Source organism: Vibrio toranzoniae (genome assembly GCF_024347655.1).
Classification (GTDB): domain Bacteria; phylum Pseudomonadota; class Gammaproteobacteria; order Enterobacterales; family Vibrionaceae; genus Vibrio; species Vibrio toranzoniae.
Genome location: NZ_AP025514.1, coordinates 1,344,677 through 1,362,513 on the forward strand (window position 1 = coordinate 1,344,677; position 17,837 = coordinate 1,362,513).

At 42.7% G+C, this 17,837-nt stretch carries 17 protein-coding genes and 1 pseudogene; 8 read left to right on the forward strand and 10 right to left on the reverse strand.

Translation table 11 applies throughout. The annotated features are described in order from the left end of the window. The 5 genes and pseudogenes from OCU50_RS05880 (at position 1) to OCU50_RS05900 (ending at position 3,306) form a co-directional block, all read left to right on the forward strand. Positions 1–1,356 carry an ATP-binding protein gene (locus tag OCU50_RS05880; protein ID WP_060467559.1) on the forward strand — a complete coding sequence of 452 codons (1,356 nt, stop codon included), beginning with the start codon at positions 1–3 and terminating at the stop codon, positions 1,354–1,356. Next, positions 1,343–1,816, forward strand: a complete 474-nt coding sequence (locus OCU50_RS05885; RefSeq protein WP_017070648.1) for a response regulator — start codon at positions 1,343–1,345, stop codon at positions 1,814–1,816. Before OCU50_RS05880 ends, OCU50_RS05885 begins: the two co-directional genes overlap by 14 nt. 113 nt (positions 1,817–1,929) lie before the next feature. Then, positions 1,930–2,169 (forward strand): annotated as a pseudogene (locus tag OCU50_RS05890) (hypothetical protein); the annotation flags it as partial. 75 nt (positions 2,170–2,244) lie between these two features. Then, complete coding sequence (gene cyaB, locus OCU50_RS05895; RefSeq protein WP_060467560.1) at positions 2,245–2,796, forward strand: class IV adenylate cyclase; 552 nt, start codon at positions 2,245–2,247, stop codon at positions 2,794–2,796. A 27-nt stretch (positions 2,797–2,823) separates the two neighbouring features. Next, on the forward strand, positions 2,824–3,306 hold the full coding sequence (locus OCU50_RS05900) for a tetratricopeptide repeat protein (RefSeq protein WP_060467561.1): 483 nt from the start codon (positions 2,824–2,826) through the stop codon (positions 3,304–3,306). A 98-nt stretch (positions 3,307–3,404) separates the two neighbouring features. Here the strand turns inward: OCU50_RS05900 and OCU50_RS05905 are convergent, their stop codons facing one another. Further along, positions 3,405–4,433, reverse strand: coding sequence for a methionine synthase (locus OCU50_RS05905; protein ID WP_060467562.1), 1,029 nt, complete (start codon positions 4,431–4,433; stop codon positions 3,405–3,407). 69 nt (positions 4,434–4,502) lie between these two features. Next, positions 4,503–5,480, reverse strand: a complete 978-nt coding sequence (locus tag OCU50_RS05910; protein ID WP_060467563.1) for a DUF1852 domain-containing protein — start codon at positions 5,478–5,480, stop codon at positions 4,503–4,505. Positions 5,481–5,822: 342 nt separating this feature from the next. On the opposite strand from OCU50_RS05910, the gene OCU50_RS05915 reads away from it, so the two are divergent. Both OCU50_RS05915 and OCU50_RS05920 read left to right on the forward strand, forming a co-directional pair. Continuing rightward, complete coding sequence (locus tag OCU50_RS05915) at positions 5,823–6,632, forward strand: sulfite exporter TauE/SafE family protein (RefSeq protein WP_060467607.1); 810 nt, start codon at positions 5,823–5,825, stop codon at positions 6,630–6,632. 219 nt (positions 6,633–6,851) lie between these two features. Then, positions 6,852–7,853 (forward strand): metal-dependent hydrolase, encoded by a 1,002-nt coding sequence (locus tag OCU50_RS05920; protein ID WP_060467564.1) that lies wholly within the window; start codon positions 6,852–6,854, stop codon positions 7,851–7,853. A gap of 142 nt (positions 7,854–7,995) precedes the next feature. Here the strand turns inward: OCU50_RS05920 and OCU50_RS05925 are convergent, their stop codons facing one another. From OCU50_RS05925 to OCU50_RS05940, 4 genes are all read right to left on the reverse strand, one after another. Further along, on the reverse strand, positions 7,996–8,727 hold the full coding sequence (locus tag OCU50_RS05925) for an anti-sigma factor (protein WP_060467565.1): 732 nt from the start codon (positions 8,725–8,727) through the stop codon (positions 7,996–7,998). Beyond that, positions 8,724–9,257 (reverse strand): sigma-70 family RNA polymerase sigma factor, encoded by a 534-nt coding sequence (locus OCU50_RS05930; protein WP_060467566.1) that lies wholly within the window; start codon positions 9,255–9,257, stop codon positions 8,724–8,726. The genes OCU50_RS05925 and OCU50_RS05930 overlap by 4 nt, the downstream gene beginning before the upstream one ends. Positions 9,258–9,395: 138 nt before the next feature. Beyond that, entirely contained in the window at positions 9,396–9,947 is a 552-nt protein-coding gene (locus tag OCU50_RS05935) for a DUF3455 domain-containing protein (protein WP_065311167.1), read from the reverse strand. Between the two features lie 308 nt (positions 9,948–10,255). Further along, complete coding sequence (locus OCU50_RS05940; protein WP_060467567.1) at positions 10,256–11,728, reverse strand: carboxypeptidase M32; 1,473 nt, start codon at positions 11,726–11,728, stop codon at positions 10,256–10,258. 323 nt (positions 11,729–12,051) lie between these two features. On the opposite strand from OCU50_RS05940, the gene OCU50_RS05945 reads away from it, so the two are divergent. Then, on the forward strand, positions 12,052–12,687 hold the full coding sequence (locus tag OCU50_RS05945; RefSeq protein WP_060467609.1) for a LysE family translocator: 636 nt from the start codon (positions 12,052–12,054) through the stop codon (positions 12,685–12,687). A gap of 116 nt (positions 12,688–12,803) precedes the next feature. Here the strand turns inward: OCU50_RS05945 and OCU50_RS05950 are convergent, their stop codons facing one another. The 4 genes from OCU50_RS05950 to OCU50_RS05965 all read right to left on the reverse strand — a co-directional run bounded on the left by OCU50_RS05950 (position 12,804) and on the right by OCU50_RS05965 (position 17,714). Beyond that, entirely contained in the window at positions 12,804–14,279 is a 1,476-nt protein-coding gene (locus OCU50_RS05950) for an aerolysin family beta-barrel pore-forming toxin (RefSeq protein WP_060467568.1), read from the reverse strand. Positions 14,280–14,682: 403 nt separating this feature from the next. Further along, positions 14,683–15,144, reverse strand: coding sequence for a hypothetical protein (locus OCU50_RS05955; protein ID WP_060467569.1), 462 nt, complete (start codon positions 15,142–15,144; stop codon positions 14,683–14,685). After that, a complete protein-coding gene (locus OCU50_RS05960; RefSeq protein ID WP_060467570.1) occupies positions 15,141–15,947 on the reverse strand; it encodes a winged helix-turn-helix domain-containing protein in 807 nt (268 codons plus the stop codon). The genes OCU50_RS05955 and OCU50_RS05960 overlap by 4 nt, the downstream gene beginning before the upstream one ends. A 396-nt stretch (positions 15,948–16,343) precedes the next feature. Beyond that, complete coding sequence (locus OCU50_RS05965; RefSeq protein ID WP_060467571.1) at positions 16,344–17,714, reverse strand: alanine/glycine:cation symporter family protein; 1,371 nt, start codon at positions 17,712–17,714, stop codon at positions 16,344–16,346. Positions 17,715–17,837: the final 123 nt, after the last annotated feature.

Sequence of the window (17,837 nt, forward strand, 5' to 3'; positions counted from 1 at the left end):
GTGTATCAACAAAAGCTAGAAGCACTGATCGATCGCTATTTTAACCAGACAGAACGTCGGGTGACGTGCTGTGCCGGTAACACCATTATTGAACAATCAGCGTTAAACACTCGTTTATATTATGTGTTTAGTGGAGAACTGGAAGGGTTTTATACCGATGCGAATACACCGCAAGTACGAGTATTTAGCGCGGGTAGTGGGGCTTTTATAGGCGTTCATAGCTTCTTTTCTGGTAATTGGACAGCATCTTCAACGGTTGTTGCTAAAACCGATGTTGAGTTAGCGTGGATCGATAAAGACACGCCTGCAGAAGATGAACGCAAATTTGGTCCTCTTACCGCACAGTTTACACCTGTGATTGTCAATGAGTTGTCGCGTCGTCAACGCCGTGCAACACAAGAAGCGATAGCGAAAAAAAAAGCGCTAGAGAAGTTACATACTGCTGAGCAAATGACGACCTTGGGTCAATTGGCTGCAGGGATTGCTCATGAACTTAACAACGCTATTGGTGTAGTAAATAGTAAATCTGGTCGACTTGAAACGGTCATCATGGAGCTGCTTGAAGAAGTGCATCCAGAAGCCAGTCAATTTTTCGATTTTGGGTTAATGCATGGTCAGAAAACGTCGTCGTTAGAAGCACGAACACGGGGGCGACAATTTGAAAGAAAATATGGTTTAGACAAAAACATTGCACGCTCTCTTGCAAAGGCGATTCCAATTGACGCTTCATATGCAACAGACGTTATTTCAAAACATTGGCTGAAAAACCCAGAAGAAGCGATTCGTTTTTGGCAGATGGGCTGTGATTTACATGATTTACGTTTGGCATCTAGACACACCGTTGGCATCGTAAAATCGGTTAAACAACTTGGCAGAGTTGATATTGACACCGAAGAAGCGGTTGATATTAACGACTCCATTAACCATGCCTTATCCTTGTTACAAAGTGAGTTACGTAGAGTGTCTGTGCGATTGAGCCCTGCAGATTTGCCGACTTTTAAAGGCTCGAAAACAGAGCTTGTTCAGATTTGGGTCAACATTGTAAAGAATGCTTGTGATGCAATGTCGAATTCAGACGATGCTGCAATAGAGATTCAAACCAGATTAAGTAAGAAAAGAATATTAGTTACGATCGCGAATAACGGCCCTGAGATAGACGAGGCGACTCGTAGAAAGGTATTTCAGCCCAACTTCACCACTAAAAAAGGTGGTTTATCGTTTGGATTGGGCTTGGGTTTATCAATAGTTAAGCGGATTGTGGCGGGTTATGGCGGAAGTATTATTGTGAAAAGTGATGCTTCTAAAACGGTATTTAGAATCAAGTTACCAATAGAGGGTGAACATGGAGAAGCTTAATTTAATCTGTGTCGATGACCAGAGAGAAGTACTGAGCGCAGTGATACAAGATTTAGAGCCGCTGGCGAGTTGGCTGAATATTGAAGATTGTGAATCAGCGCAAGAAGTGCTTGATCTCATTGATGAACTTGACGCAGAAGGCGAACACATTACCGTCATCGTGTCTGATCATGTGATGCCAGGGAAAACGGGTGTGGAGTTACTCACTGAAGTGTTCCATGACAGTCGCTTTCCGAATACAAAGAAAATCCTTCTTACGGGGCAGGCCACTCATACTGATACCATCAATGCGATTAATGCAGCAGGCATCGACCGTTACTTTGAAAAGCCTTGGCAAGCAAGCACATTAGTTGAGTGCATTCGTACTCTTGTCACTGAGTACATATTTGATCAAGGGCTTGATTACACGGACTATCAGAATGAGCTTGACCAGCAGGTTGTGTTGAGACGCTTGCGTTAGTCTCTTATGTTAGCGACTTACGCTAGTCATTTATGTCAGTCGCTTGAAATTGTATGTGCCGAAGGACGCTTTCTGAAGGATTTTATCTTTGAAAGATCTAATATTTCGGTGCATATGTATGGTTGAAGAATCACGACCATAACCAGCTTCGTCTAACACGAGCCATTCGCAGTTTGTACTTGTTAGGCAATGAAGAGGTTGCGACCAACTTATGTGACTTCCTAGTCTCAGTGGCGAATGAAACCGGTTCTGTGTCTGATAAACCGGTGCAATATTTACCCTCCGAAAGGGGCCATGAACCAAGACGAATGGCAGCGTGTATTGGCTTGCCGTGCATAGTTCCACTTCTTTAGTTTGTGTTGTGCGCCAGTTTGTATTTTAGGTTCTGGTGGTGTGCTAGTATCCATTTTTTTGCACCGAGCTAGTATATGACTAACGACCATTTCCAAGGTAAATACGAAGTAGAGCTTAAGTATCGTCTCGATTCTAAATCAGAATTCTTGAAGACATTGAGTCTTATTCCCCATGAAGTGATGCTCCAAGGTAATCTTGAGTGCGATTGGTATTTCGATAGCCCAGACAGAAGCTTACAAGCTCAAAACAAGAGTTTATGTATTCGCACAATGGAACCGTCGGGCATTAAGCTATGGATTGTAAAAGGCCCAGAGTCTGACCGATGCGAAGCGACAAACATCACCGATGCGTCGAATGCCAAGAGTATGCTTGAGAACTTGGGTTACGAAGTGATTCTAAAAGCGCAGAAGACACGCAGTATCTACTTCGTGGGCGAATTTCATATTACTGTCGACTTACTAAAGGGTATCGGTGATTTTGCAGAGTTCGCTATCATGACGGACGACGAGTCTAAGTTATCGGTTTATAAAGATGAGTTGGAGTTATTAGCCAGTAAGTTTGGGCTGACTCAATCAGCACTGCAAACCCAATCTTATAAACAGATGTTCGAGGAAATGAACGCATAGCACAGCGCTTAAGCGTCAGGGAGAGTTATGGGCACCATTATCAAACAAGCCATCGAGTTACGTAAAGAGGCCAAGTATCAAGAATCACGAGAGTTGCTGGCGACACTACTCGATGATGAAAAGTATGCTGCGAAAGCGCACTTGCAGATAGCTTGGTCTTACGATAATCAAGGTAAAGAACAGCAGGCTATCGAGCATTATTTACTGTCTTTTTTGGGCGAACTTACTTCTACAGAACGCTTTGATGCGCTTTTCGGTTTGGCGAGTACTTATCGAAGCCTAGGCCTTTATGCAGAGGCTTTAAGCTATTTTGAACAGACGATGGCAGAGTATCCTGATTCCCTTGAAGTTCAGCCTTTCTACGCGATGTGTTTGTACAATTTAGGTCGCCATAAAGAGGCGACGTCTCTGCTACTTGAGTTATTGGTTTCTACGACCAATAGCGATGCGATTAAAGAGTACCAACGAGCGATCTCTTTATATGCTCAAGACTTGGATAAGACTTGGTAAACAGCCTGCGAGCAGTACGCCTCACTTAATACGAGAAAAGCCTAAGCATCATTCGATACTTAGGCTTCAGGGGATAGCTTTTGTTCTTTAGGAAAGCGTTACGCTGAAAGCTCTTTACGAACGATCTCTGCGCCAGCGCTGAGTGCATTCAGCTTAGCTGAGGCAATTTCGCGAGGTAGGGGAGCCATACCGCAGTTGGTGCAAGGGTAGAGCTTGTCTGCATCAACATACTTAAGTGTTTCTCTTAGCGTGCTAGCCACTTCTTCCGGTGTTTCAATAGTATCTGTAGCAACATCAATAGCGCCAACCATCACTTTCTTGCCGCGAACAAGCTCAAGCAGTTCAAGTGGTACATGAGAGTTGTGACACTCTAATGAGATGATGTCGATATTGGATTGCTGCAGCTTAGGGAAGACTTCTTCATATTGGCGCCACTCAGTGCCCAATGTCTTTTTCCAATCTGTGTTTGCTTTGATGCCGTAACCATAGCAAATGTGTACTGCGGTTTCGCATTTAAGCCCTTCAATGGCTCTTTCCAAACAAGCGATACCCCAATCATTTACTTCATCAAAGAACACGTTAAATGCGGGCTCATCGAACTGAATAATATCAACACCCGCAGCTTCAAGTTCTTTCGCTTCTTCGTTGAGGATCTTTGCAAACTCCCACGCCAGTTTTTCACGGCTTTGGTAATGTGCGTCGTAAAGTGTATCAATCATGGTCATAGGCCCCGGCAGAGCCCATTTGATCGGTTGGTCGGTTTGCTGACGTAAGAATTTCGCATCTTCAACAAACACGGATTTCTGACGAGAAACTGGGCCAACAACCGTCGGTACACTTGCATCGTAGCGGTCGCGGATTTTAACGGTCTCACGCTTCTCGAAATCGACACCATTTAGGTGTTCAATGAAGGTGGTCACAAAGTGTTGGCGGGTTTGTTCGCCATCACTCACGATATCGATGCCGGCTTGTTGTTGTTCATGCAGAGACACTCGTAGGGCATCCTGCTTGCCATCTGTTAATTCGTCGCCTTCCAGTTTCCATGGAGACCAAAGTGTTTCTGGTTGTGCTAGCCAAGACGGCTTAGGTAAGCTGCCTGCTGTTGAAGTTGGTAATAGTGTTTTCATAATTAATTCTGCCTATCCTTAGATTGCCCAAAGCGCGTAATTAATGGATTAAAGCGCCTAATAAATTGATTAAAGCGCGTAATTGGCAAACCAGTTCTCAAGAACCGATTGATATGGCTTAATGAAATGTTCTTCTGCGAATTTACCTTGCTCAATAGCTAACTTGCCGCGTTCTTCTCGGTCATACACGATCTGAGTCAGTGAGTGGTCCAAGTTTTTCAAGTTTGGTTGGTAACAGTTGCCTGCGACCGCGTTCGCGTTGTAAATCTCAGGTCGGTAGATTTTCTGGAAAGTACCCATGGTGCTGATGGTGCTGATAAGCTCTAGGTTAGAGTAATCGTTCAGAAGATCACCAAAGAAATAGAAAGCCAGAGGAGCAACAGTATTTGGCGGCATGAAATAACGAACCTGTAATCCCATCTTCTTGAAGTATTGCTCAGTTAAAGAAGATTCATTAGGTTGGTATTCAAAGCCTAATACAGGGTGTTGATTTTCAGTACGGTAATAGGTTTTATTATCTGAAACACTCAAACAAATAACAGGTGGCTTATTGAAATTCTGTTTGTAAGCTTCAGAGTTAACGAAATGTTTAAACAGCTTGCCGTGTAAATCCCCAAAATCTTCTGGAATACTGAATTTATCTTGGCCTTTATTATGATCCAAAAGTAATACGCTGAAGTCATAATCTCGAACATAAGAAGAAAAGTTGTTTCCGATAATGCCTTCAATACGCTCGTTGGTTTTGTGGTCCAGAATGTTTGTTTTCAGAACTTCAATTGAAGGGAATGCTTCGCCGTTGCTTTCAATGTCCATGTCAACAGAAATGATTTCAAGCTCCACAGAGTAGCGGTCGCCCTTTGGGTTGTCCCAGTGTGCTAAGGCATTGAAACTGTTGTCAATCATCTGCAGTGCGTTACGTAAGTTTGCTTGACGGCTGTCGCCTCTAGCTAAGTTCGCAAAGTTGGTTGTGATACGCGTGCTGTCTGCAGGCTGGTAGTTTTCGTCGAGGCTAATGCTTTTTATCGTAAAATTAAGTTCTTTATTCATGCTGGTCTAGTATCCCAATTCGTTGTCTGGTTCTCTCGGTCTTTAGTATTAAAACTGCTTTTATTTTTTGCTTGTGACCGGATTAAGAATCGAAGGCTATGCTTTCTGAAATTAATACTGAGTAGAATTAATGTCGTATAAAGTTAATCGCTTAAGGTTTTTATACGTGGATAGGTGTGGGATTAATAATGGTATTACTTCACATTCATCATGAGGAATATTCATGATCTATATGTTTGAATGTTTAAGTCGGTGTCAGTTATATTAATTAGCTTAATGGAAATATAACCACATTAATAGTGTGTTATTTAAGGTAAATTAATTTAATAAGAGATGGATGAAATGAGTGAATTGCTGTTGTTGATTTTCTACTGTGCGTTACTAGGCAGTGGTGTTGGTTTTCTTGCCGGGCTTTTGGGCATTGGTGGAGGGCTGATTATTGTTCCGGTGTTAAGCAGCATTTTACTTTACTTAGAAGTTCTGCCGTCCGACCAAGTTGTTGTTGCTGCGATTGCGACCTCGTTGGCCTCGATTCTATTTACTTCAACGTCTTCTGCACTCGCTCACCACAAGAATGGCAACGTGCCTTGGGATCTGGCACCTTGGATCATGCTGGGTGTTGCCCTTGGTGCTTTGGTTAGTGGTTTTATGGCGGCGTTATTGCCGGAAAAGGTCGTTCGTATCGTGTTTGCTGTGAGCGTGGTTCTTATCGCGATTAAGATGTTCTTAAGCAGTAAAAGCGGCACGCCTAACGAACGAAAACTACCGAATAAAGGGGTGTTAACCGTTCTAACAACCATTACTGGCGGCTTGTCTGCCATGATAGGGATTGGTGGCGGTGCGTTGTTAGTTCCACTATTAACGTTCTTTTCGGTCGATATGAAAAAGGCGATCGGCTGTGCGTCTGCGTGTGGCATTGTTATCGCGTTATTTGGTTCTATCGGTTATATCACTGCGGGCAGTAGCCATTTTGCTTTAACCGATGGATTTGCAGGTTTTGTTTATTTACCAGCGCTGCTGGGTATCGTGTGCACCTCTTGGTTCACGGCTCCGTTAGGCGCAAAAGCGACAAACCACTTGCCTGTCCCTACGATTAAAAAGATCTTCTCAGTACTGTTAGTTGTTATCGCTGCCAGCATGGTCGCTCGCTAAGTTTTGGTCGTTCGGCTGCCTATGTTGCAGGTATCAGTGGGCAGCTCCAATAATAACAATAGAAAGTAGCAGTCATCAGGCTGCTTTTTTTGTTTGCCAGTCTACATTTATACTATTAGGTCTATGAGTATGTTGACAAAATATTGTTGTTTAACCGGATTCACTGCTATAGCTAAATGTACTTGTTCAGATCAAGAGAATGCTAAAAGTGAGTGAGTTATGGATCCGTTAACGCAGGGCGTGCTAGGCGCTTCTTTGTCACAAGCGGCGAGTAAAAAACAACATTTGGTGGTCGCTGGGGTTCTAGGTTTGCTCTCTGGAATGGCGCCAGATTTAGATGCGTTTATTCGATCGGAGAGTGATCCTTTACTGGCATTGGAGTTCCATCGACAGTTTACCCATTCACTCCTGTTTATCCCTATTGGCAGCTTGATTTGTGCTCTGGTTTTGTATCCTTTGATTGCTAAAAGGCGCGATCTCTCGTTTAAACAGAGCTGGCTGTATTGCGCGTTAGGTTATGGCACACATGCTTTACTCGACTCTTGCACAACGTATGGCACTCAACTGTTTTGGCCGCTCACCAACGAACGTTACGCTTGGAATACCATTTCGATTATCGACCCTGTCTATACACTTCCTATCTTGATATTACTTGTGTTTGCAACATGGAAACGAATCCTTTTTCTGGCTCGTATTGCGTTTTTGTGGGCTTTGATTTATCCGACGCTAGGCATGATACAAAGGGATAGGGCAGAAGCCATAGGGTGGCAATTAGCACAAGAGCGACAACATACACCTATTCGGCTAGAGGCCAAACCGAGCTTTGCGAATATCTTAGTGTGGAAAGTGGTGTACGAAACAGAATCTCGATACTACGTAGATGCTGTTCGAGTCGGTTCCTCCGTTAAAACCTATCCTGGAGACTCAATAGCTAAACTGAATGTGAGTCAAGATTTCCCTTGGCTCGATCCTAATTCACAACAAGCTAAAGACATTGAACGTTTTCGCTGGTTCTCAAATGGTTATGTGGCGCAAGATCCAATGGATGATCTGCGTGTTATCGATGTTCGATATTCAATTGTACCGAACCAATTGATAGCACTTTGGAGTATCAAATTATCTCAGTCTGCCGATGCCGAGACACATATCAAGTACGAAACCCACAGAGACAACACACCCGAGTCGAGACAGGTTTTTTTAGATATGTTGAAAGGCGACTGAGATCTATGAAGTTTTGAATCGATGTTACGTTGCTGATTTCTAGCTGTCGTCAAAAAAGGCTGAGTCAGTAACCTGCTCAGCCTTCTTTCTATTCATTCACTTTAGGTAATGAGTTTTAGATGGTCTTTAAATTATCTGCTCACTATATCGAAAGGCCGCGCCCAATTGAGGTAATAGGGCCAGTTGGTCGACCTGTAGAAGAGCCTGTCTCTTGCTCTAAAGTTAGTTCGAACAATTGGTTTTCTGTTAGTGGCGGTAGTTCACTAATATTTAGATTAAGCGTTTCGCCTTCTCTGACTAATCCTAGTGAGACAGGTGCATCCCAATCGTCGGCTTTTGTCCAAAATTGTAATGCTTTGCCTTCTGGTATTTTCACTGCACCCAGGGGAACTAGTTGCATCTGATTGGCATGAGTGGTTTGTATTACCCAACTTGGGTTTTTGTTTTCTGGTTGTACTAATACCGCGATATAAGTGGGTGTACTTTGCATTGGTTCAAGGGTTTGTAATTTAAAACCTAGTACCATCGCTAGTACAAGACAAGCCATTGAGATAGCCCGCCATAAACCGAGACTTTGCCAGAAATGGCTTTGTGGTTCAGGTCTTGATTGCGTTGCCGGTTTAGAAAATTCTTCAAGTTCATCTAGGCTGCGCTCAATACGTGCAGATAAAGACTGAGAGGCGACTTTTGGCTCTAATCTATCAGTAATAGACAAAAAATGAGTTTGCCATTGATTAACCGCTTGTTGTAATTCGCTACTGTGAGCTAAACGTTTTTCAAAATTATATCGTTCTTCTTCTGTCAGTGTGCCAAGCACATATTGGCCGGCTAAATTATCATCGTTGATAGGAATTTGTTGCGTATCTTTTTTCATTGCAGACACCCCTTTAAAGCATTCAAGCTGCGCTTAATCCATGATTTTACGGTACCAAGGGGTTTGTTAAGCAATTGAGAAATTTCGTCTTGGGTGTAGCCATCAACATAAGCGTGCAATATACACAATTTGCGTTCCGGTTCTAAATATTCCAAACATGTTTGTAGAGACGTTTGTGCCAAAGGATCTTCTGAAAGTTCAGAAATACCATCTGGCTGCTCTGCTAAGTCCAATACTTGACTATCACATAGAGCGAGTAACAAATCTGGTTCTGATAAGATTTGGCGGTTGGAGTGTTTAAGTGCATTTAACGCTAAATTACGGGTTAACGTATATATCCAACCACGTGCGGACCCTAGCTCTTGATGGTAGGAGTTTGCATTTTTCCAAATTTTTATAAAGGCGTCATGCACAACGTCTTCGGATAAAGCACGGTTTTGCAAAATCCTCAGCACTACAGTGAGTAATCTTGATGCTTCCTGTTCATATAACTGTCTTAAGGCTTGGCGATCACCTTGAGCGCAGTGCATTAGAACACTTTCATAGTCGAACTCTGTCGATATTGACACACGATATACCTGTTTATAAAACGTCCAGTATACGTAACTGGACGTTTTAAGTCATTATTTAGTCAGTGTTTATTATCGTGTATGGTGGCGGTAATGCGCTCACTTTTGTTTCCAAAATAGATACTCACCAGAGTAGTTAACCACGACTTTATGACCAAGTTTATCCATAGTACAACCTATCATTGGAGCAGCGCCGCCCTTTAAATTAATACGCTGTATATAAGTGACATCTTTTAATGTACCAGAACGCATAGACTCATTTGCTTTGACTAACTGCATCGGAATACTGCCTTTATTTGAAGGTGAAACGGCTAGTTGTTTACCGGTAATAGATGAACCATCAAGAGATTCCCATGTTGCAGGAGGACCAAAATAAGAGACTAAATGGTTGCCTTTGTTATCACTTAAAATGGCTCGAGGACCAGCAAATGCCCATTTTGCATTCTTGTCATCTGAACTGTCTACTTTGCACTCCCATGTGATATTACCTTCTGCAACAGTAAACATGGCGACTTTGTTACCGTCCGGTACACGTACTTCACTTGGTAGGTTGTCTTGAGAAAAAGTACCAGCGTAGGATTGAGCAGCCATAGCCATTAGAGCTGATGTTGCTGTGATTTTTAATGTTTTCAATATGTATTGTTTTTTCACTGTCGTATCCCTTTTTATCAGTCGATTTTGAAGTTGAAAAACAGCTTTTTCCTGCTGTTACTAGGTACTACAATCGAACAAGGTATTTGGATGCAGAAAAGTAAAATAAATTGAAATTATTTTTATGAAAGGTATTTGAAAAAGGAAGATTTTTACGTAAGTAACTATATTATAATGACTTTATCCCACAACTTAAGTTTGATGAAAATTACAGATAATCGGCGGCAATTACCATTGGGACAAAGCTCTATATCAGTGAAGACTGAGCCTTCCTTCAAATAACAATAGGAAGGCTTAGTATCAAGTGATTATAGATAGCGCTCTTCTAGGTGCCTTTTAAAGTATGCAGCGTTAAGTGTTTCTCCTGTCGCACCTCTCACTAAATCATCCGTGGTCAGCAGGCTGCCTTTGCTCCAAATATTCGATTCAAGCCAAGTGAAGATAGGCGATAGGTCACCACTTTCAATTACTGAGTTCACATCAACCGTTTTCTTCATTGAAGCCATGAACTGAGCCGCGTACATCGCACCGAGTGTGTAAGATGGAAAATAACCGAATGCGCCGTCTGTCCAGTGAATGTCTTGCATACAGCCATTAGTGAAGTTGCCTTGAGTGCTTAAACCAAGGTAAGACTGCATCTTAGTATTCCAAAGTTCAGGAACATCAGTATGTTTGATTTTGCCGTTAATCAGGTCACGCTCAATCTCGTAACGTAAAATCACGTGCGCTGGGTAGGTCAGCTCATCGGCATCAACACGGATGAAGTCTTTCTTCACGCGAGTGTAGATCTTCTGGAAGTTGTCTTTCTCAAACTCTGAACCAGAGAATTGTTGACCTGTGAGGTTCGCTAAGTGTCCAATGAACGGATCGCTGCGGCCAACTTGCATCTCGAAGAACAAAGACTGAGATTCATGGATACCCATAGATCGAGCTTCACCGGCAGGTTGGCCTGCTAGGTGTTTAGGTAAACCTTGCTCATAACGTGCATGCCCCGTTTCGTGGACGATGCCCATTAGGCTTTGAACGAATTCAGCTTCATCGTAGCGAGTCGTGATACGCACGTCTGAAGGGACGCCGCCACAGAATGGGTGAACACTTTCATCTAATCGGCCGTGTTCGAAATCGAATTGAAGTAGCTTCATGACTTCTAGGCCAAGTGCTTTCTGTTTCTCTGTCGAATAGATACCAGATGGCGCGTTAAATTGCTCGCTTGACTGTTTTTCAATTACTTCGTCGATCAGGCTTGGTAGCCACGTTTTCACGTCTGAAAATAAGATATCCAGTGAAGCAGAGCTGGTGCCCGGTTCATAGATATCCAGCATCGCATCATACGGTGTTAGGTTAGCGGCATCTGCACGGATTTGTGCTTCTTCACGTGACAGCTCAACCACTTCACGCCAGTTCTTTTCAAAACCAACCCAGTCGTTATTACCACGTTGGCTACGCCACGCATGTTCACATTTTGAACCCGCTAGAGACTTAGCTTCAACCAGTTTTTCTGGAAGTAGGTTAGCTTGTTGCCACTGGCGTTTGATTTCACGAAGTGACGAGTGTTGCTCGTTGTTCAGCGCTTCGTTTTCGGCGTCTGCAATCCAATCACCAAGTTGCGGTTGAGTCATTAGGCCGTGAATATGAACAGATAGCTCGGCCATTGCTTCACTGCGAGCTTGGTTACCACCTGCGGGCATCATGGAAGCTTGGTCCCAACCACAAATAGCGGCTAGGTGTTGAAAGCGTGAACATTTTTTAGAGTGTTCGACTAGTTTTTTGAATGCGCTCATTTGACTACTCTTAATTTGGTTTTTTTAATGATCCTACTGGCAACGCCGGAGGTTAGGCTCATCTCAGTGTTTGTTACCTTATTGTGGTTTTTACTTTGCCTGCTTCTAGAAGCTGCGAACTATAGTAGAAAATATACAGCTAGTAGAAAATATAGCTTAAACGACCAAGGCAAGTGATGTCGGAAATTTACTATTTTTTAACAAGTCAAACTGTATCAGTGTGCACAAAATCAGTGAGTTGTATAGCTGATGGCAATTGTTGCTTGCGAATTGTTCAGATACACGGTATTGATGATAAATCGCTGAACAAGAATGACAATGATATGGATATTTTGAACTTTGAGGCATTTCTTATTGCCATCACTATTTTAACATTAACGCCGGGTTTAGATACGGCATTAGTGATTCGCAATACGAGCCGCTCGGGCTTAGCTGACGGCTGTATGACCAGCTTTGGTATTTGTAGCGGCCTTTATGTACACGCCTTTTTCTCTGCTGTGGGGATCTCCGCGATTCTTGCTCAATCAGCTGAACTCTTTCAAGCCGTTAAAATGGTGGGCGCGGTTTACCTGATTTGGCTTGGCTTAAGCAGTTTACGAGCTTTGATGAAAAATGGTGGTGAAGTGAAGGTGGGTGAGCAAGCTAAGCAAGCCTACAGTGCTAAGCGTTCTTTGCGTGAAGGCTTCTTGTCTAATGTTCTTAACCCTAAAACGGCGGTTTTCTATTTGGCTTTTCTGCCTCAGTTCGTAAACCCTGAAGGTTCGCCGTTATTACAATCTATGCTGATGGCTTCGGTCCACTTTATGATTGCGATGGTGTGGCAATGTGGCTTAGCTGGTGCACTTAACTCGGCTAAAAACTTGCTTAAGAATGCGAGCTTTATGAAGTGGATGGAAGGTGTGACAGGCATGGTGCTGGTGGGGCTGGGTGTTAAGCTTCTGATGGAAGAACCTGTGTAGATCCTCTTTTTTAATAGAGCATATGAAAGCCCACGACGTGTCGTGGGCTTTTGCGTTTTATTGTTTGTAGAACTTTGTAGCGCTCTTATTAAACAACATAGTTTTTCAAAACGTAGCTATTCAACGACGCTAATGTTCATCTCTGCACCTTCAAAACCTAGGTCGCTCAACTCATCAGCATTGAAGTTGGTGGTGACTTCGATATCGCCAATGCGCTCAGTGGTTTCGTTGACGGAATCAACACTTCTTTTGCTACGTAAATTGTTGGTAATCGGTGTTGCTTGGCCAATCTCAATGGTACCGGCAAATTGAGAGTCAGCGTAAAAGTCACCCGACACATAAGAGTGGAATGGGCGTAGGCTTCCGCCGGTTGCGTACTGCATGTTTGATAAGCCAGCTTCTTTGATTGCCCAGCCCCAATCCCACCATTTTGTCTCACCTGGAATGTATCGGTGATCCCACTGGTAGCGAATGTCTGCAGATTTATCGCTGCCTCGACCCATAGTAAAGGTGTGAGCTTTGTAAGGGCGGTTGTCTGGATGGGTGTGCCATGCGTTGCCACCCCAACGAAGGAAGCCATTAAACTCAACATCGTAACTAATGTCGGCGTTGAATCTATATGGGTAGGAGATGCTTGAACGATACAATTCAACTCGAATCGGAAGCTCTGAGTTTGCTGGAACCATAGGGCGCGCTTGAAGTGTCACTTGTTCACTAGTAGAACCACCATTGGATTTAGAGAAGCTTTGGTTGGCTTCAAACTTAATAGTGAGTTTAGTTTCGCCAACAAGAGGCCACTTAAACGTATTTTCTGTTTGAACGCTTTGCGAGAATCCATAGCTGTTCGTTTTCGACCAGTTTGTTGATTCATCTACTTTCAGATCGACAACCACTTGTTGGGCGATATTACTGTTGTTTCTTGCGGTAGCGTAAACGGTCTTCACTAATTCACGGTCTGATTCGACAACATCACCATGCCAAAAGTTGTCATCGTTAACGGTGTAGGCAAAGTTGTCGACGGTGATTTTGGTTTTTTCACCACAACGATAACCGCTACAAGATCCACTGTTGTTTCCTTGTATCACCCAGCTGTCGCCAGAGCGTTCTATCGTCATGTCTTCACCTACATACTGACTATTATTACCGCTAACCCATGCGTAACCTAGGTTGTGAGCTAAATAGCTTAATGGATGAACAAAATCGTTACGGTTGTTCACTAATTCATACTGAACATCGATCTCGCTGCCTTCCGGAACCGATTTTGCGGAATAGTTAGGGATTTCAGATTGGTCGTTGTTCGGATAACAGAACGTTGACCCGCTGTTTGATTGTTTAATTTCACCATGATAGCCAGGCCCCATGATCACCCAGTTTCCTTTTAAGCCTGTGATCTGCCAAGTGCCCATACGAGCGAGCAAAGCACTCTTCTGTTCTTCAGCTTCATAACGGTCCAAAGGGCGATAGCCAGAGCGACATACATCCTCACCAAGTTGGTCAAACACGATTTGGTCAGGGTAAACCTTTGCGTTTACGCTGGTTGATAGAACAGACAACACTGCGGTTGTTAAGAGACTTCTGTTTATACTGATCATGAACAATTCCCTCATTTATAAATTTTATATTTTGATAATGTTTTGTGTGCCGTGCAGTTAACAAGACAAGTTCACTTTTTCATGTTGATAAATAGATAGATACTGAAAAGGATTGAATTAATTTTCCACTTTAATTCAATGACTTGTAATGTTGATTTTGTTTTATTAATGAAACGCTATGCAACGTAAGGGAAATTATTTGATGGAGTTCAAGCTGTTTTTATGAAATGAGGCAATACTTTTTATACTCTAACGTCAATATTTCTTAATGTTAGTGAGCAACTGACATCGGGGATGCCATTTGAAGTGTTTAGGTCGACGAATAGAATATGTTCGTTATGGGATAAATAAATAAGATAACCAACCGTTTGTATGGGTAATATAGATGGTTATCATATTTAGATTATCTTTTAGCTAGTAGTTGTGTTCGACCTGTATTACATGTGCGAATGATGGCAAATAAATCGTTCGAACTTAAGACATCAACCTTGAGTGTTAATGGGTCATTGTTGATGAGTAGGTAGGGCGATAATAAGCTGTCATTCATTGTTTTACTTATTTTTTGTACGGAAACTAAGTCGATAGTGCCTGATATTGAAAAGAAAAGTGATTGAGAAAGACCTGCTTCTCCTTTAAACCGAAGAATAATAGGGTCGGGCATGTTGTCATCTTGAATGGATATAAGGTGTAGAACCTTGTTATCACTTATTTTGGTGAGTCCATCGGTACGTAGTACATTTCCATCGAGTATGAGATCCACCACGCTATGTTGATAATGGCGCTCCTCTTGTGGTGGAGAGGAAGGGATACTCCATATACCAATGAATAACGTTAACGAGGAAAACAGAGCTATAAATGGTATCATAATTGGCCTCTTTCTAGGAATAGCGCTATCTCTGCACTCGCTTGATCCAATTGCGTTGCGGTGTAAAAGATATTGACGGATTGACGCGTTGCTTTGTTGAGTATAGAGAGTTCTGAATAGCCGGGTTCATCGCTGATGTATGCCACACAATCACATTGATGTTTATAGAGAATCGCCTCTAGTTCTGGGCTTAGAATCATCTCTGGATCCCGGAGAACTTGTATCTGACCAACCCATTGTTCACTGAGTCGGTTAACGGGGGTGAGATCACTGAGGGCCTTATCATTGATCTTAGCAAAAGCCAATAGCGCCGACGCCATCAATAAACAAGCGGTTGTGAAGTAACACAGTCTGTTTTTGTATAAGCTGACTTGTTGCGCAGCAAGTAAACTCGATTTGGATTCAGGTTTATGGCCGCCTGTAATGGAGACAGCAATGCTACTATGGTCGAGTGGAATTTGGTCGATCACTGGATTGAAAAGAATAGTGGCTTCGCTTTGTGGTTGCGAGTCGATAAACACACACTCATCAATAAGGCGATAACCCACCTTTGGCACTGTCAATATTGGTGTTTCTTTGATACCGAGCTTAATGAATCCTTGGCGAAGTAAACTGATGCACTTCGCAAGTGACGTATCCCCAATGAATTCGCTTCCCCATGCGAAGCTAATAATATCCTGTTTACTTACAATCTCGGGCGAATTTTTAAGTAATAACTCTAAAACACGAGTCTCACGATATCCTATTTTAATAGAACGTTCGTCGTTATAAATACGGTTTTTAATAGGGTCGAATCTGATCATATAGCCAACGTTTTATTTTTATTATAATTCTCTCAACAGTGTAGATGACTATAAACGGCCTAATATATGAATTAAAGTCACATATTTTATTAGGGTGTGTTTTTGAGCGGTTAAAACAAAAGCGCAGTTTATTCGTTTTTGACAAAAATACTGACATTTAGTCACAATTTGTTAAACGTAAGCAATATCTAATTAAGTGTTTGTTTTATTAGTGAGTTTTATATTAGTGACTTTTTATTAATCTTTGTCTCATATTTAATTGGATCCGTACCCGAATAAATATCGTATTTATTTATGGATATTCGGTAGTCATAACTTAGTCAGTTTGATTTTCGAGTGAATATAAAAAAGCCCGCACTTGAAGTGAGTGCGGGCTTTGTGTTCAATCAATTTAGGTTATGCTTTAACTGCTTCGCTATCATTTGAAGAAGTTAGAGGCTTGAAGAAGAGCTTCGTTTCTTCGACAACAACGTGGCGTAGTAAAATAAGTCCGATTAGGTTCGGAATTGCCATTAGGCCATTCACGATATCTGCCATTATCCAGATCATGTCGAGCTTTAAGAATGCCCCAGAAGCCACCAACGCGATGAAGATTATCTTGTAAGGTAGAACGGCTTTAGTACCCAGCAAAAATACAACGCAGCGCTCACCGTAGTAGTTCCAACCTAAAATCGTAGTAAACGCAAAGAAGATTAAGCCAACAGAAACCAGCATTGGTCCTAGGGTGTCTGCGTTTAAACCTACAGCGAATGCATGAGTGGTCATTGCAGCACCAGAGAGGTCAGTCTGCCAAGCACCGGTTAAGATCAGTGCCAAACCTGTCATCGTACAGATGATGATGGTGTCGAAGAAGGTACCTGTCATAGAGACAAGGCCTTGTTTCACGCATGAATCTGTTTTTGCCGCAGCTGCAGCCATTGGTGCGCTACCTAAGCCAGATTCATTAGAGAACACACCACGAGCAATACCTGATTGGATGGCAAGCATGATGCTCGCACCAAAGAAACCGCCTGTAGCCGCTGTGTTAGTAAACGCAGAGGTAACAACGAGGGTTATGGCATTCAGTAGTTGGTCTGCATTGGACACCAGAACGCTCAAACACGCGACGATGTACATGATAGCCATGGTAGGAACGACTTTTCCTGCCACCTTAGCAATAGATTGAATGCCACCAAGGGTTACCACTGCCACCAATATCGTTAGAACAACGGCTGACATTTCTCGAGAAGCACCAAATGAAATTTCAGTTGCGTCTAAGATTGCGTTGACTTGTGGGAAGGTTCCAATACCGAAGCAGGCAACACCCAGAGCGAACACTGCGAACATCACCGCTAAGATTCTTGAGCCAACACCGTATTGAAGGTAGTACATTGGGCCGCCAACCATTTCACCATTACTATCGGTTCTGCGGTATTTAACGGCAAGTAGACATTCTGCATATTTGGTCGCCATGCCAAATACAGCGGCAAGCCACATCCAGAATAGGGCACCAGGGCCACCAATCTTGATTGCGGTCGCTACACCAACGATGTTACCTGTACCAATGGTCGCTGAAAGCGCGGTACACAAAGCAGCAAAACTTGATACATCACCCGTACCGGATTTGTCTTTGGTGAATACCATTTTTAGCGCGGTTGGGAGGTGTCTAAACTGGAGTAAGCCTAAGCGAAAAGTAAAGTAGATACCTGTACCCACCAGCAGAATAAGCAGTGGTGGTCCCCAAACGAATTGGTTGATGGTTTGTAGTGTAGCTTGTAGGTGGTTCATAGATTCCCCTTAATAAATTTAAAAATTTAAGGAGAAGAGGGAAGGCAGCGCAGATCACAGGGATCGGTAGCACTACTTAATACATACGGATTTCTAGATAGAATTCTTTTGTTAATTAAGGCT